The 16,079-nt window shown below is 47.8% G+C and carries 16 protein-coding genes; 6 read left to right on the forward strand and 10 right to left on the reverse strand.

The annotated features are described in order from the left end of the window. Positions 1-6: 6 nt before the first annotated feature. The 4 genes from K2Q26_09260 to K2Q26_09275 form a co-directional block, all read right to left on the reverse strand. Entirely contained in the window at positions 7-1,353 is a 1,347-nt protein-coding gene (locus K2Q26_09260) for a hypothetical protein (protein ID MBY0315695.1), read from the reverse strand. A gap of 130 nt (positions 1,354-1,483) precedes the next feature. Further along, positions 1,484-3,097 (reverse strand): PDZ domain-containing protein, encoded by a 1,614-nt coding sequence (locus K2Q26_09265; protein MBY0315696.1) that lies wholly within the window; start codon positions 3,095-3,097, stop codon positions 1,484-1,486. A gap of 177 nt (positions 3,098-3,274) precedes the next feature. Beyond that, entirely contained in the window at positions 3,275-4,210 is a 936-nt protein-coding gene (locus K2Q26_09270; GenBank protein ID MBY0315697.1) for an electron transfer flavoprotein subunit alpha/FixB family protein, read from the reverse strand. A gap of 12 nt (positions 4,211-4,222) precedes the next feature. Continuing rightward, complete coding sequence (locus tag K2Q26_09275; protein ID MBY0315698.1) at positions 4,223-4,999, reverse strand: electron transfer flavoprotein subunit beta/FixA family protein; 777 nt, start codon at positions 4,997-4,999, stop codon at positions 4,223-4,225. Positions 5,000-5,173: 174 nt separating this feature from the next. Here K2Q26_09275 and K2Q26_09280 point away from each other — a divergent pair, with 174 nt between their 5' ends. From K2Q26_09280 to K2Q26_09290, 3 genes are read left to right on the forward strand one after another with little or no spacing between them, the layout of a single operon-like run. Beyond that, positions 5,174-5,830, forward strand: a complete 657-nt coding sequence (locus K2Q26_09280) for a succinate dehydrogenase cytochrome b subunit (protein MBY0315699.1) — start codon at positions 5,174-5,176, stop codon at positions 5,828-5,830. Between the two features lie 8 nt (positions 5,831-5,838). After that, positions 5,839-7,755, forward strand: coding sequence for a fumarate reductase/succinate dehydrogenase flavoprotein subunit (locus K2Q26_09285; protein ID MBY0315700.1), 1,917 nt, complete (start codon positions 5,839-5,841; stop codon positions 7,753-7,755). A gap of 9 nt (positions 7,756-7,764) precedes the next feature. After that, positions 7,765-8,550: a succinate dehydrogenase/fumarate reductase iron-sulfur subunit gene (locus K2Q26_09290; protein MBY0315701.1), complete on the forward strand. Its 786-nt coding sequence runs from the start codon at positions 7,765-7,767 to the stop codon at positions 8,548-8,550. Between the two features lie 119 nt (positions 8,551-8,669). Here the strand turns inward: K2Q26_09290 and K2Q26_09295 are convergent, their stop codons facing one another. From K2Q26_09295 to K2Q26_09305, 3 genes are all read right to left on the reverse strand, one after another. Beyond that, positions 8,670-9,155, reverse strand: a complete 486-nt coding sequence (locus K2Q26_09295) for a hypothetical protein (protein ID MBY0315702.1) — start codon at positions 9,153-9,155, stop codon at positions 8,670-8,672. Between the two features lie 121 nt (positions 9,156-9,276). Beyond that, positions 9,277-10,146, reverse strand: coding sequence for an alpha/beta hydrolase (locus K2Q26_09300; protein ID MBY0315703.1), 870 nt, complete (start codon positions 10,144-10,146; stop codon positions 9,277-9,279). Beyond that, positions 10,143-10,805, reverse strand: a complete 663-nt coding sequence (locus K2Q26_09305; GenBank protein ID MBY0315704.1) for an FHA domain-containing protein — start codon at positions 10,803-10,805, stop codon at positions 10,143-10,145. Before K2Q26_09305 ends, K2Q26_09300 begins: the two co-directional genes overlap by 4 nt. A gap of 167 nt (positions 10,806-10,972) precedes the next feature. Here K2Q26_09305 and rpsF point away from each other — a divergent pair, with 167 nt between their 5' ends. Genes rpsF through rplI form a run of 3 tightly spaced genes read left to right on the forward strand, consistent with a single transcriptional unit; the run spans position 10,973 to position 12,754 of the window. Next, positions 10,973-11,392 (forward strand): 30S ribosomal protein S6, encoded by a 420-nt coding sequence (gene rpsF / locus K2Q26_09310; protein ID MBY0315705.1) that lies wholly within the window; start codon positions 10,973-10,975, stop codon positions 11,390-11,392. Between the two features lie 26 nt (positions 11,393-11,418). Next, positions 11,419-12,294 carry a YybS family protein gene (locus K2Q26_09315; protein MBY0315706.1) on the forward strand — a complete coding sequence of 292 codons (876 nt, stop codon included), beginning with the start codon at positions 11,419-11,421 and terminating at the stop codon, positions 12,292-12,294. A 1-nt stretch (position 12,295) separates the two neighbouring features. Then, positions 12,296-12,754: a 50S ribosomal protein L9 gene (rplI, locus tag K2Q26_09320; protein MBY0315707.1), complete on the forward strand. Its 459-nt coding sequence runs from the start codon at positions 12,296-12,298 to the stop codon at positions 12,752-12,754. Between the two features lie 108 nt (positions 12,755-12,862). Here rplI and K2Q26_09325 read toward each other — a convergent pair whose 3' ends face one another. From K2Q26_09325 to K2Q26_09335, 3 genes are all read right to left on the reverse strand, one after another. After that, positions 12,863-14,182: a hypothetical protein gene (locus K2Q26_09325; protein ID MBY0315708.1), complete on the reverse strand. Its 1,320-nt coding sequence runs from the start codon at positions 14,180-14,182 to the stop codon at positions 12,863-12,865. Between the two features lie 36 nt (positions 14,183-14,218). Beyond that, positions 14,219-15,676, reverse strand: a complete 1,458-nt coding sequence (dnaB, locus tag K2Q26_09330; GenBank protein ID MBY0315709.1) for a replicative DNA helicase — start codon at positions 15,674-15,676, stop codon at positions 14,219-14,221. A 66-nt stretch (positions 15,677-15,742) separates the two neighbouring features. Beyond that, positions 15,743-16,039: a site-specific DNA inversion stimulation factor gene (locus tag K2Q26_09335; protein ID MBY0315710.1), complete on the reverse strand. Its 297-nt coding sequence runs from the start codon at positions 16,037-16,039 to the stop codon at positions 15,743-15,745. Positions 16,040-16,079: the final 40 nt, after the last annotated feature.

The raw sequence follows: 16,079 nt of genomic DNA on the forward strand, positions 1-16,079 counted from the left end.
AATCCCTTATTCAAGTTTTCCGTTTTGGTTTAAAGATTCAGTCATTGGTATTAAAAGTTCGAGCATTGTTAAGTAAGCCTGCTGCAAGTCGAGCGCGCCGTTCTTGTCGCGTGGAACTTGGTCCCCCGACAGGCCTCCTGTACAGTAGTAAAGATTTCGTGTTTTTCTCGGAGTTGCACTTTGTAATATCGCCGCCTCTCGGTCTTTTTGGGCCAGAGCAAGATCCCGACGGTAATCGTTGAGCTCCCGATGAAATCCCGAACGTCGAATCAAATCAATAAAAGGGGCATACTGCTCAGAGCAGTGATGGAGTTCTCCAGAAACGCTGACGGCGTCACAATTCTTTTTCGCCTCGAGGAAAGAACGAGTGAGACCGAGTACTTTATGTCTGCGAATAGGAAGGTGACGGCGGTGACTTGCTTCGGCTGTGCTCTCCGTGAGGTGGTGCATCTCTGCGGTCAACGCTTTTTGCGAAGCCTCGAGCTGAATCATTTTACAGGCCAAATTGTCCGCGAGAATTACTGTCGTAGGTACGCCCGCGACAACAAGCACCGGTTTTTTAATTTTGGGTTTCAGCCAAGAAAAAAAGTTTTGAAGGGGTCGGAGAGTCCACCGGCTTATAGGCCTAGCGATCAGCGCAGCGAGCTTACCGATCACAAAGCCACTGCCCACTTCCGTCGTGAGAGTTCCCTCGTAGTCGACGGCGAGGATTGCGCCTGCAAACTTTTGAAGATCTCTCGAGTTGGTGGTGTTTAAGCAGTGAATGGCTCCGTAAAGAAAACCTGTGGAACTGACAAAGTTCATGGCGTACATAGACCGAAACCAAGACTGAAAACTAAAGAAGCCCAAGTGAGACACTTGGAGGTAATCGCTCTTAAGGCCAACAATCGCATCAATCGGTTGATAAAGGCCATGGGCGTAGATTTCCGACCACGCCAATAACGAATCGGCCTGGTTGTATTTTTGAACTTCTCCGTTAGAACGAGTGTGACGAATTTGGTCGGAGAGTCGCCCCGCTTCGTAAGTCACCGCGTCTGTGGAGGGATGGGTGTTTCCCATTCCGGCGGCGGCACGATAAGCCCAGCACAAGCGAAGTGTCTGACGGTAGGAATTTTGATGAACATACTCGCGATAACGATGAAGGCGAGCCATAATTTCGGGGTGATTTCCCGAATAGTGATTAAGAACCTCTTGCTCTAAGGTCGTTTCTTGCTGTCGTAGAGCCATAAAGGCGTCTTCGCCCCGCAAAACGGAATTCGCCGAACAGAGCCAACTTGTGCAGCCATCGGCCGCGGCGACGGACGCCGTGGAAGCGAAAATAATCACTACAAGTAACCATAAATTAAGGACCATCGGAGAAGGCCATTACAGAATTTGTACCAACGCCGAATCTCAATAGTTCGATCTAGAGTTTAACCCCTGTTTACAATCCAGACAGGGGCTTTCGGGGAGTGACCTAAAAGAGCCTCTTGAGAGGTAAAAACTAAAGACAATTCACCACTTCTAAGGCCGCATTGAGTTGGTAGTCGCCAGTGGCGGGGGCCCGTTCCGCGCACTGAGAGAGCCTCTGGGCCTCTTCCTTTCTCGGTTGCTCCCAGGTTGTTAAGGGGACCTTTTGAGCATCGGGGAAAAGATCAAACTCTCTCGGCGCCCAACGATCGAGTTCGCTCATCCCCTTTTTTGCTGGGATGATAATGTCGGGATCAACCCCTTGTCCTTGAGTGGGCCGACCCGAAGGGCGATAGACTAATCCGGTGGTCATAGCCATATGAGTTCCTAGGGGGTCTCCATCAAAGGGAACGACATCCTGCATGGAACCCTTCCCAAACGTTTTCTCACCGACGATCCAAGCGCGTTGATAATCTTGAAGTCCTCCCGCGAGCATTTCCGTGGCGCTGGCAGAAACTTCGTTCACCAAAATGACGAGAGGAATATCGCGCAGTTGCTGAGTCTCTGTCGCGGGTGTTCCCGTGGCATTTCCTCCGAGGATTAAATCGGAGGACGAACCGTTCTTTTGCATCGATTTTCCGGCGAAAAGTTTTCCAACGCAATCTCCCTCACTGACAAAGCCGCCTAAGTTGTTTCGCACGTCCAACACGAGGGCTTGGGCTCCTTGCTGAAGCATCTTTACGGAATATTCTTTGATCGATGCGCAAGCGTTTTCGTCATGGAAAGTAAATAAAGAAACGACTCCTACCTTTTTGGTTCCCACTTCCAAAAGTCGCGATTTTGTATTTTTTAATGTGAAAGGTTTGCGTCGAACTGTCGTTTCGAAGATTTCACCATCACGCTTGAGTTTGAGAGTGACGGGAGTATCCACTTCACCCAGAAGTCTTTTGATCACCTCATCGATTTTAAAAGAAAAGTTGATCTCTTCACCATTGATCGCAAGAATCTGATCGCGCTGTTGAAAGCCCGCCGCTTCTGCCGCCCCTCCAGGAATGATTTCTCTCAAATCGTAACCGGTGTTGGTGTAGTGAACGAGCACGCCGACGCCAATGACTTCTTTTTCGGTTTTATCATTGCTCATGGACGAGGGCTGGAGAAAGGCATGAGGATCTTGGGTGGTGAGCTGACCCGTGATGGCAGTGCCCACGATCATTGGATCTGGAACCGAGGCTGGGACGGTTTTCCGTAAGTCACGAATCAGGCTCGCAAAAGAGAAAGGCTTGTCTCCACCGTTTTTGTATTTATTTTGAATCGCAACCGATGCGGAGAAAAGGGCGTTTCGCATTTCGCCTTTAAGAGTGAGAGATTCTTTAAGGCTCGTCACCGTGACGGGCTTTACTTGTTCGACAAGGAAAAGTTCCCCAAAGTTTTGCAGCTTTTTGTAATGGGCAGAGTAACGGTTGAAGTATTCCAAAGAGACTAAGGCTTGGACCGGCTCAGAAAGTCGAGCGGCGGCATTAAAGCCTTCCACACAAGAGAGAGTAAAAGAATCCTTGATCTCGAAACATTTCACGGGATTAAAATAAAGATCTGAGTTTTCAAAAGTGATGCGTGAAGTTTTCCAGTGATCGTAAACTTGTGATGAGTTCGCGGTTACGGAAATCGACAAAAGCACGAAAGACGAAAAAATAAACCCCTTAAATGACATTGCATCCCCTATTCGTACGCCCCCAACCATGACTTACCGTTTTGATTCACAGAGATGAAGGGGAATAAGGGGACGGTTTTTAATAGAAAGGTTTACAGACTAATAATGCAAGGCCCGTGAAATATTTCAGGACATAGAAAGATCCAAAGCGCTAGGCTTTGGATCTTAACAACAGTCTTAGTGTTTGATGTTCTTAAATTCCTCAGTGAGTGCGGGAGCAATACTTTGGATATCGCCGACCAACCCGTAGGTCGCCTTTTGGAAGATCGGAGCTTTGTCATCGTTATTGATCGCAACGATCACCTTGCTCGATGCCATGCCGGCCAAATGCTGGATGGCTCCAGAAATTCCTGCAGCGATATATAGACTTGGCGCCACCGTTTTTCCAGTTTGTCCCACCTGCATCGAGTGAGGAAGACTCCACTCGTCCACCACGGCGCGAGAAGCTCCCACCGTCGCATGGAGAGGTTCGGCCATGTCGTGTAACAATTTAAAATTGTCGGCGGTTTTTAATCCCCGGCCTCCCGAAATAATCACATTGGCTTCGGTGAGATCTAAAGTTTTTGAAGCGCTTTTCTCTTGAGCCTTGAGTTGGGCTTTGGGTGCGGCAGCCGTGATGCTGACAATCTCCGGTGTTCCACTCTTACCTGCGTCCTTCACTTCGAGTTGATTGGGTCGAGCTAAAATAATTTTAACCGGTGTATCACCAAAAGAAACCGTGGCCATGGCTTTTCCGGCATAAACCGGGCGGCGGACCACCAATGGAGCTAATGTGAGCTCTGTCACATCACTGATAAATGCGCCATCGCAACGAACCGTGAGGCGTGCAAAAAAATCGCGAGTGAGAGTGTTGGAAGATCCTAAAATGATCTCGGGCTTTTCCGCTTGAAAAACCTGATGAGCCACATCGAGCAATTGCTCGGGATGAGGCTGGGTGACGTCCTCAGCGGCGTAATGCTTTTTTACGCCCCATGGGCCGAGGGGTAAACTTTTGGCGCCGGCACCGTAAGCGAACGTTGTCACTTCGCTCGCGGAACTCGCTGCTGACAACAACTCCAAAGAGCTTTGCTTAATTTCGCCATTCACATGTTCAACAAAGATACTTACTTTCATGTTTAATCCTTTTTATAAAACTTTGGCTTCTTCTCTCAACAGGCGAACGAGTTCTTTCGCTTGTTGAGCCGGCTCACCTGTAATCATTTTTACAGCGGGACGCGCGGGAGGCATTTGCAGGGAGGTGAAACGCACTTTGACATTGTCGGCCGATAAGCCGAGCTCTGCCAATGGAATTTCTATGACGGGCTTCTTCTTGGCTTTCATGATTCCAGGGAGACTCGCAAAACGAGGTTTGTTAAGACCTTTGTTTGCGGCAATGAGGGCCGGGTATGAGGATTCGTAGCTTTCGACCCCTCCGCCTTCCACTTCACGCTTCGCTGTGAATTTATCCGCGGAATACTCCATAGCATTGACCACCGATACGTGGGGGATCGCTAAAATTTCGGCGAGCATCTGGCTTGTTGCAGAGACGTTGCCATCGATTCCGAGTTTCCCTGTAAAGATCATATGAAAATCGCCGTTCTTTTTGATCGCGGCGGCCAAGGCTTTTGCGGTCGTCAGCGAGTCCAAGGCCGTTGGTGTATCGATGAGGATCGAATCATCCACGCCCATGGCCATAGCTGTGAGTAAAGAATTGTTCACGCGCGCCTTAGGGCCGAGGCAAATGGCCGTCAATTGAGCCGAGGGGTTTTTTTCTTTGAGGCGTATGGCCTCTTCGATGGCGAATTCATCGTAAGGGTTGATGATCCACTTAACCCCACCTTCGTCGATGCCATCGCCCGAGCCTGAAATTTTTATTCGGGTATCAGTGTCTGGAACCTGCTTAATGCACACATAAACACGCACGCGTCCTCCTCAGTAGTAATGTTGGTATATATCCCAAAAAAGACTCTATTAATAAAGCAAAGAACGCGAAGATCAGATGCGGAGCCCCAATTGCCTCGAAAGAGAGACAGAATGAGTCAAAAGAGTTAGTTTATGAGTATTGAAAGTGAAATGATTATCTAAGGAGCTAGTGCAATGAGCCTTTTGCGGTCGTCGATCGGGCGAAAAATGATCATGGGAATATGTGGATTGGTGTGGACAGGCTTTGTGTTTGGTCACATGGCCGGAAACATGCTGATTTTGGTGAGCGCGGAAGCGTACAACAAGTACGGACACGCCATCGTATCTAATAAAATTTTACTTTACGGAACCGAGGTGATCCTGCTTGCAGCCATCATCGGTCACGTGGTGATTGGTGCTTGGTTAACCATCGAAAACCGCCGCGCTAAACCGATCAAGTACGCGGTCAATCCCTCCGCCGCTAAACGCGCGACACCGGCTTCCAAAACGATGGCTTACCAGGGCTCGATCATTTTGTTCTTTATTATTTATCATCTCATTACTTTTAAGTACGGAACTCATTACGACGTGACTTACGACGGAGTGGTGATGCGCGATTTAAGCCGCCTGCTGTTTGAAGTGTTTGCGAATCCCGCATACGTGGTCGGCTACATCGTTTGTTTGCTTATTCTCGGCTATCACTTGAGTCACGGTGTGTCCTCGGTGTTTCAATCTTTAGGATTTAATCACCCGGCTTACACGCCGACGATTCGTAAAATCGGGATCGTGTATGCCATTGTTGTTGCCGGCGGATTTATCTCTCAACCTCTTTACGTAATTTTGAACTCTTAGGAGAAGCCATGAAACTAGACGCAAAAATTCCAGAAGGCTCCATAGATAAAAAATGGGAACAACATAAGTTCCAAATGAAACTCGTTAACCCTGCGAACCGCCGCAAATACACGGTGATCGTTGTTGGAACCGGCCTTGCTGGCGGAGCCGCCGCCGCTTCTCTTGGTGAAATGGGCTACAATGTTCTTAGTTTTTGCATTCAAGATTCCGCTCGACGCGCGCACTCGATCGCCGCTCAAGGTGGAATTAACGCCGCAAAAAACTACCCGAACGATGGCGATTCGATCTACAGATTATTTTATGACACGCTCAAGGGTGGAGACTACCGTTCTCGTGAAGCGAACGTGTATCGTTTGGCCGAGATTTCTCAAAACATTATCGATCAATGTGTCGCTCAAGGCGTTCCTTTTGCCCGTGATTACGGCGGTCTTTTAGACAATCGCTCCTTCGGCGGAGCTCAAGTGTCGCGAACGTTCTACGCGCGCGGACAAACAGGTCAGCAGCTCCTCCTCGGTGCGTATTCGGCTTTGATGCGCCAAACGGAACTGGGCCGAGTGAAAATGCACAGCCGCCGCGAGATGCTCGATGTTGTCGTCGCTGACGGGCGCGCTCGTGGGATCACGGTTCGTAATCTTGTGACTGGCGAAATCGAATCTTATACTGCGGACGCCGTGATTCTCGCTACGGGCGGTTACGGAAACGTTTTCTATCTTTCGACAAACGCAATGAACTCCAACGTCACAGCGGCTTGGAGATGTCATAAAAAAGGCGCACTTTTTGCGAACCCTTGCTTTACGCAAATTCACCCGACATGTATTCCGGTCTCTGGGGACTATCAGTCGAAGCTGACGTTAATGTCAGAGTCTTTGCGGAACGATGGTCGGGTGTGGGTGCCCAAAGAAAAAGGCGACAAACGGCCGCCGCAACAAATCCCAGAGTCAGAGCGCGATTATTATCTCGAAAGAATCTACCCGAGCTTTGGAAACTTAGCTCCGCGAGACATCGCTTCTCGCCAAGCGAAGTTTCGCGTGGATGAGGGACGAGGCGTAGGCGTGACCGGTAAAGCGGTCTATCTCGACTTCCGCGATGCGATTCAGCGCTTAGGGAAAGATAAAGTTTCTGAAAAGTACGGGAACCTCTTCCAGATGTACGCGAAAATTGCGGGAGAAGATCCTTACGAAACTCCGATGAGAATTTATCCTGCCGTTCACTACACGATGGGTGGCCTATGGGTCGATTATAACCTACAGAGCACCATTCCTGGATTGTTTGTTGGTGGAGAAGCCAACTTCTCGGATCACGGAGCGAACCGTCTCGGCGCTTCGGCACTCATGCAAGGTCTTGCCGATGGATATTTTGTTCTTCCGTACTCCATTGGAAACTACCTCGGTGGTGAGGGCTCCAAGCTCTCTAGAATTAGCGAGAAAGACGAAATCTTCCAACAATCTAAAAAGCAATCTTCAGAGCAGTTGGATCGGTTGTTGAGTATTAACGGCAATCGCACTGTGGACGATTTCCATAAGGAACTGGGTCACATCATGTGGGAGCAGGTGGGCATGTCGCGAAGTGCGACGGGCCTAAATAAAGCGCTCAAAGATATCCCACAGCTTCGTGAGGACTTCTGGAAAAATGTTAAAATTTTAGGAACTAAAGACTACGTCAATCAAGAGCTCGAAAAAGCAGGTCGCGTGGCAGACTTCCTTGAGCTGGGCGAACTGATGGCGCGCGATGCTCTCACTCGCGAGGAGTCCTGTGGTGGACACTTCCGCGAAGAGCACCAAACACCAGACAACGAAGCTCAGCGCGACGATGTGAACTATGCGCACGTTGCCGCCTGGGAATACAAAGGTGTGGGTCAGACCGAGCGTCACATCGAAGAATTAAAGTTCGAAAACGTTAAACCTTCAGCGCGAAGCTACAAGTAGGAGCGAAAGATGTCTGCAAACATGACTTTAAAATTAAAAATTTGGCGTCAGAAAAATGCTCAAGATCAAGGTCACTTTATGGATTTCGAAGCTAAAAATGTGACGGAGCATATGTCCTTTCTCGAAATGATGGACGTTGTGAATCAGCAGCTCATTCTCGCGGGGAAAGATCCCATTGAATTTGATCACGACTGTCGCGAAGGCATCTGTGGATCGTGTTCGATGGTGATTAATGGATCGGCTCACGGTCCGGATCGTGGGACAACGACCTGCCAACTTCACATGCGTCGCTTTAAAGACGGTGACACTATTGTCATCGAGCCTTTCCGCGCGCGCGCTTTCCCAGTGATTAAAGATTTAAAGGTCGATCGCTCTAACTTAGATAAAATTATTCAAGCGGGTGGATACGTTTCTGTGAACACAGGCAATGCGCAAGATGCGAACGCCCTCCCCGTTCCTAAGGAAAACGCCGATCTCGCTTTTGAGTCTGCGGCATGTATCGGTTGCGGAGCGTGTGTTGCGGCCTGTGCGAATTCGGCGGCGATGCTTTTTACTGGAGCGAAGATTTCTCATTTGGGTCTTCTTCCACAGGGTCAGCCCGAGCGCAAACAGCGCGTGCTCAACATGGTACAAACGATGGACGAGTTGGGATTTGGAAACTGCTCCAACACGGGTTCGTGTGAAAGAGCTTGCCCGAAAGAGATCAAGCTCGAAAGCATGGCCCGCATGAATCGCGACTTCTTCAAAGCCACGATGACCAAGCGCCCAGACAAAAAAGTCACCGGCGGCTTCTAAAAAGGTACCCGGTACCTTTTACGGATGCGCCGCATCTCTCACTTCACAGAATCTCAAATTAAAAAGGCGTCCTGGAGACGCCTTTTTTCATTATAGATATCTTTGCATTCGTGTTGGACTTACAGCGAACGTGAGTCGGTCAAGGTGACCACCACGTTGTTGTTGCGAAGACAAACTCCGTCGTACTGACTGATGTCGACAGTGATGTTTTGGTTAAGAGAGCTAAAATATCTTTTATTTTGGTCCATAGCTCCATTGCAGTCTGTGAATTCGAAGAGTTTTTGACGGTTCACACGAGCAAAGAGCCCTTGGTCTAAACTTTTTCGATCAAAGAGGATCGTGATGTTCTCACCGTAATTCACAGGGTATCCCATCATGGGTTCAAATGAACCGTTCGTTAAAGATGCTAAGCAATGACGGGCGTAGCGAGCAAACGGACAACTGGGAGGGAGTTGCTTCGAATCACTGAATCGACCAATTTCTATAACGCTTTTGTAGGTACTGGTTTTGTCGATAACGTTGATGGAATCGACACTTCCTTCGAAATTGTGTGCGGTCGCTGTTGAGATCAATAGATATACAAATAGAAACGATAGAGTTTTCATTAGACTTCCTTTTTTTTGCGAAACTAATGGAGAACAGAGGGTAAGGTAAGGATAATTGCGCGGCGTGTAAATTTTGGAGGCCCCTAGGAATTCATCCCGAGCTCGCCTCGTAGGGTTCCCTCTACGTGGTCTTTAGGAACTCATCGAGCTTTTCGTTCACAACATCGGGGAAATCGAGCTGCACGCAGTGGGACGCGCTGGGAACGATAAATAATTCTGCATTATTAAGAAGATCACGCATCTGCTCCTGCATCTCTCGCGGTGTGAGAGCGTCGTTTTCACCGGCAATAATAAGAGTTTTAGCATTCACGAGAGGGAGCTGATCTAAACTGTAGTGCGAGATCAGTTGCTCAAATAAAGTGATGAATACCCGAACATCAATATTGGCCACCCCTTGCGCGTAGATCTCGATGTCCTTCATCGCGGTTTTTTGAATATTGAATCCTCCGACGAGGGAACTTAAAAATACCGAAATGGGATTTGTCGCGCCCATTTTCCAGAGCGAGGTCACGATTTCGGGATAGGCGTTGTAGGCTTTTTTTGCGTACCTAAATACATCCTTAAGCACATCGGCACTGGCCAACTGAGCAAACGGATTACTAAAGAAGCCACTGATAAATGTTAAACTTCTAAATCGTTCAGGATTTAACAAATAGGCTTGAAGTGCGACTTCGCAACCAAAGCTATGTCCAATAAAATCCGCCTTTTCGATCTTAAGATGATCGCAAAGAGCGTGGAGATCTTTCGCCAAAGCTTCGAGGCTTAAATTCTTCTTATTTGAGGGAATTTCGGAAAAATGATGTCCGCGAAAATCCACCATGATGGTCTGATAATTTTGAGAAAAATATTGGATTTGAGGATTCCAATGATTCATCAGGCAGGCGATTCCGTAAACAAAAACTAAGGGCTTTCCTTGCCCACGCACTTCATAATACAAGCGTGTGCCATCAAAACTTTCGAAAGTGCCAGAGGTTTTTTCGATAAACGTCATAGGCTGATAAAATCCACTGCAATGACAGTATTGTAAATAGAAATTTTATCTCCCTTAGCGAGGGTTTTTGAAGATTTCGATTGAGAGTTAATTTTTACAATTTGAGGATAGTCGGTTTTAAATCTAGGACCTTTTGTTCCGGGAACAATTTCAAAAGCGATGTCGGGACACTTCGGTTCGAAAATTTGGAGATCGTCGCTTTCGCCACCGGCTTTGCGGGGTCCGTACTCTAACACCCATTTCTCGCCGACCTGAACTCCAGCGGCAAATTTAAAGACAGGAATCGGAGTGAACGCGACGAGTTCCATCGGACCGTTTTTCACCTTATCCAGAGCCGAAAGGAGCGTTTGATTCAGCTGGGGCTTCCAGTATGTGGCGATAGAGCCGACGCGGAACTGAGTAATTCCTATATCTATGAGATCACCCTCGGTGAGCTCAAAAATACTGATGGGTTTCCCGTTGACGAAGACCCCGTTTTTCGATTCGTTATCGACAAGGCGCCATCCGGAGCCCTCCTGAAACTGAAAAATTGCGTGTATTTTCGACATTTTAGCATCATCAAAGGTAATATCTGCGTCCCGCCCGAGGGTGGTGGTGGTGTCGAGGGTTAAAGTTTCTCCGTAGCGAGCTCCGGAAAGAATCTGAATGGTGATGCTCATAGGGCCATTTTCGCCAATTCTATAAGCAAATTCAATGGACTTCGCGGTCCGGGTCGTGCTAACAAGTGCCTACCTTGCTCTAGAATAAAAATCGCGGGGATCGACACTCCATAATCGGTCTACAACTAGCGATCATCGTCTAGGGCTTTAACCGAAAGGAAAACAGAATGTTTGAACTCAAGTCCGAATCCGTCATCCGTCCTTACGAAGCCATCATTTTAATGGATCCTAATACTTCTGAAGATGAGCAAAAGTCTCTTTTTCAAAAGAACAAAAAGACTATCGAAAGCTTTAAGGGACAAATGCACAACGTTGATACTTGGGGCACTCGCAAACTTGCCAATAACATCGATAAATTGACTCGCGCGGTTTACTTCCACTGCACATTCACAGCGGGACCTGATGCGATCAACGAGCTTGAGCGTACAATGCGCATTAACGACAAAGTTCTTCGCTTTATGCACACTCGTCTTCCTGACACGACAGAGCTCAACAGCTACCTTACAAAATTTAAAGAAGCGTTGATCGAACGCAAAGAGCGTGACGCAAAACGAGCTCTTGCTAAAGCTAAAAAACCAATGCGCTAGTCGCGCATTTCGGTTGAGGAAGTCTCGTGCCCACTAAAAAGACCGTAGGCCTTTTTGTATTTGGTTCGCTCATGGTGACAGCGCTGACATCCAGCTTTGTCCTGTTAGCTCCATTGGCCGCGCGGTTTCTACGATTGCAGTTTGGGCGTTGGCCTTATTGGCTTTTTGCGACGAGTTCGTCGCTGGCGCTGTTAGCGTTTGTTCCCCAGTGGGCATTCTATCAAGCGGTTGTACTTTTACTCGTGGGAATTTTTGCGGATCTTGAAGAGCACAAGTTCCCCCTGTTTTACACCGCGATTTCGTCAGTTTCGCTCACCGTTTTAAGTTTACTTTTAATGTTAACAGCATGGGCGAAGTACAAACAGACGACGCTCATTCCGTTTCTCAAGCAGCACATTAATAACTCATTGGAGATGGCGCAGAAGTTACCCAACTTCGATATGAAGGCTGTGGATGTTCAACAGATCATTCTTTTGGTTCCTGCGATCACATCCATCGGTCTTATGATCTTAGTATTTTTAAGCATCGTCTTTGTAAAGCCACAGACAAAGTCCCAACGACTGACAGAATTCCGAGTGCCTGATCATGTCATTTGGGCCCTGATCTTATCCACGGCGGGAGTTTTTCTCTTAAAAACGCCAGAGTACATTACAGCACAGAAGATCTGTCTGAATACCCTGTATGTGGTTGTGGCTGGATATTATTTTCAGGGTTTATCTATCGTAGGATTCTTTTTTAATAAAATGCGGATCAATTATTTTTTGAAAGCCGGCCTGTTTTTCATCCTTGGCGTGCACCTTTTTGTGTTTATCGTCGGGTTAGGCTTGTCAGATCTCTGGTTTAATTATAGATCAAGATGGTACAAAAAAGAAGTTGTGAACCGCCCTTCAGAGGAGCCATAAAATGAAAGTCGTTTTAAAGAAAGAAGTGAGAGATTTAGGCCGAACTGGTGATCTCGTTAACGTTAAGGAAGGTTATGCCCGTAATTTTCTTTTCCCTCGCAATTTGGCAGTTGTCGCCACCGAAGGGAACGTCAAAGAGCTTGAGCACTGGAAGCGCGTTACTGATGCTCGCAAAGCCACTGAAAAGAAAGAAAAGGCTCAGCTTTTAGATACCGTTAAAAAGACAACGGTCACTTTCAAAATGGCAGCGGGAGAAAAAGATAAACTCTTTGGATCTGTGACCTCTAAAGACATCGCGGATCAACTCGCAAAACAAGGCTACTCGATCGATAAAAAAGATATTTCTATCCCTGAGCCTATTAAGGTTTTGGGACAGCACAAAGCTCTCATCAAGTTCGCCGAAGATCTCCAAGCAGAGATCGCAGTTTCTGTCGAGCGCACTGAAGAAGCTAAGGCTTAAGTTATCGTCCGTCCCAACTATCCATAGTCATCCTGAGCGAAAGCGAAGGATCTCAAAAAAGGCAGCTCGTGAGGCTGCCTTTTTTATCTTAATCTTTAGGAAATTGGTCTACTCAAGGTCAATGACGTTACTGAGAGCGCCAGGATCAGTCCTGCGCTCAAGCACTGGCAACATTCGATGAAAATGAACGAGCTGTCGAATTCGACTTTTCAAAATCTTTCGAAGATCATTTTTGAGTCTCTCCGAGGTTAAAGGAATAGGTTCTAAATAAGGAATTTCGATCACCGCTTTTGAAAGAGTCATTGTCACCTTGCTTCCAGTCACGACGACTTGGAGTGGAGAGACAGAGGTCTCGATTTGCTCTAAGGCCTCATTGAGCCACTTGAGCTGGATCAAAAACCGCCGAGCTTCGACCAGGGATTTTGCGGGATTCAATTCAAAATACGATTCAAGTCCGTAGGCCTCGACCTCATCGGAGCGGAAATAGGATTGATAGATCTTAGGTAAGATGTCGCTCAAGATGTCCCCGGAGTTTCGAGGACGAAATTCGATCATTCGCCCGTTATCGATGAGATCGGGGTTGCTGGCACGGTAACGCGCCCATCGCGCCCCCGTGGATCCATGAACAATTTCGTGGACGATCACACGCACTCCCTCGGGGGAGAGCCATTGGGATTCGGTGGAGGATAAATAATCGTTGCGGAGAACGATGCGTCTCCCCCGAGCGTAACCCGCCGCATGTTCTAATGTTTTATCGATAAGACCGTCCGAAAACGTAAAGCTTAAATCCCAGCGTTTTTGCCGGCGGCCCAATAAACGCAAGAGCGGATCTTGCGAGTTTTCAGAAACTCTCTCGATCGATAAGATCAGGACATCGCCTTGAGGCATCAACAGGATTTCTCCTCCCAAAGACTCAATCCGACGAGCGTGTTCCAAGGCGTCTTTTATAATTCCTAATTTAGAGTAAAGAAGTTGATGATTGAGAAGAAGCTCCACTGGAATTTTGAGATTTGTCAGCTGATTTCCATTCGTAATTGTAGGTGTAATCTGCTGGCGAGCATGATCGGGCTCAGACGCATTAAAACGATTTTGGAATAACAACTCTACGCCCCACTGCTCTTGAAAATTCCTCAGCAAACGGGCGGTGGGAGAATCCCACCGGCTAAACATCGAAAATCGAATTTGGCCGACGGCGTTTCGATCCTTGGCTTCACCGTGACCCACAAAAAGACGATGGCGGGCAAGAGTTTCTCGGAGCTCAAAAGGTGAAATCACATAATGGAATCCGGCCGAGGGATACTTGGTGAATAAGTCCACGCATCGAGACTGGGCGGGGGCATTTTCTGCAATCAATGTAAAGACTGCCATGACTGGCAAAAGACTCAACACAAGTCTCTGGTAGAAACCAATAAACCAACGCGTTTTCATATGGCCGGAGAGGGATGCAATCCCTCCGCCAGAAAATTAAGGATTAGAATTGGACCCCGGGGCCCAGTTTCTGACTTTACCGCCCGACGGTGGGTTGTTTCCCGGGCCGGGTCTGCCGCCGCCAGCGCCGTAAGGAGAAGAGTTGTCAGGTGGAATATACGGCTCGTCTTGCCATTCTGTAAAATGACCGTGAGCTGCTTGCCACTTGAGTTTCACATCGCCGACCGGACCGTTCCTGTGTTTACGAATGAGAAGATCCGCTTGGCCTTTGATATCTTGATTTTCAGGATCGTAATACTCTTCGCGATAAAGCATCATAATCAAGTCTGCATCTTGTTCGATGGAGCCTGATTCCCGCAGATCCGAAAGCACCGGCTTCTTCATATCTCCCTGACGACCTTCCACGCCCCGGTTGAGCTGAGCGAGGGCGATCACAGGAATGCGTAATTCTTTGGCAATACTTTTCAAACTCTTCGAAATCTCGGCAACGACCCGTTCACGGCTTTCGTTACGACCAGGGAGACCCATAATCTGTAAGTAATCGATGACGATCATGTCTAAGCCCAATTGGGTCTTTAAACGACGAGCCTTGGATCGGATTTCGTAAGGAGAGATCGAGCTGGTGTCATCGATGTAAAGTTGCGTGTCGGCCAGTGCAGAGGCTTTATCGATCAATCGCGGCCAGTCAGAGTCTCTGATGCGACCGACTCGGAGATCCGACATATTCACCTGCGCCTCAGACGCCAACATTCTCATCATTAACTGCTCGCGCGCCATCTCCACCGAGAAGTACGCAACGCTCTTCTTTTCTTTGAGGGCGGCGTGAAGCGCAATGTTCAAGCTAAACGCTGTTTTTCCCATCGACGGACGAGCCGCGACGATGACCAAATCGCCGGGCTGGAATCCCGCCGTCATCCGATCGAGTGTGGCAAATCCCGACGAGATTCCCGTGATCTCCTGCTGACGACTGGCCAGTTCGGTGATGCGATCAATACTGATCTTAATGAGCTCAGAGGCGCTCATGAGATTATTTTTGGTATCTTTTTGCTCCGTAATTTTAAAAATCTTGGCTTCCACAGAATCGACGAAGAGATCGAGGGACTCGTAGGACTGCTCGTAAGCCTGAGTCATGATCTCGGCGTTGGCATTAATGAGCTTCCTTAAAAGGGACTTTTCCTTAACGATTGTGGCATATCCTCGAATATTGATCGCCGCTGGGACTTGGTTGAGGATCTCGGCCAGTGCGCTGGCGCCACCGATGGAGTCCAATTCTTTCTTTATCGAGAGATGGTTGGACACCGTAATAATATCGACCGGCTGGCTCTTCGCCTGGAGCTCTTGCACCGCCTGATAGATTTTTTGATGAGCTAACTTGTAGAAATCTTCGGGGCCGAGGATGTCAGAGACGACATCGTAAGTTTCCGGCTCGACGAGAATACCGCCAATAATCGATACTTCTGCTTCTAAATTATGTGGCGGCACCTTGAGATTCATTTGATTCCCCAAAAAGTAATAATTTGCGAGGCTGATCTAGATGCCGTATTCGAACTCGCTGATGAATTAACTAAGGATGTTTTTTACATCTATCTTATATGTGTCGATTTTTTTCTTAAGCGTGTTGCGGTTAATACCCAAAAGACGAGCGGTCTTTACTTGGTTTCCGCGATTTTGTCTTAAAGACAGCTCGATCAATGGCTTTTCAACTTGCTCAAGGATGATCTTGTGTAAGTCGTTAAGTTCAACATCAGCCTCTTTTTGTTGGCGAAAAAGTATTTCGAGTTTGCTTTTAACTAAACTTTCCAAGCTCACAGCTTGAAGGTTTGCAACTAAAAGATTTTCTGAGTGATTTAATTCCATGCGTCCCGTCCCCAAAAGATTAAGGTTTCTCTGAATTTTT

It is taken from the genome of Bdellovibrionales bacterium (genome assembly GCA_019750295.1).
Taxonomy (GTDB): domain Bacteria; phylum Bdellovibrionota; class Bdellovibrionia; order Bdellovibrionales; family JAGQZY01; genus JAIEOS01.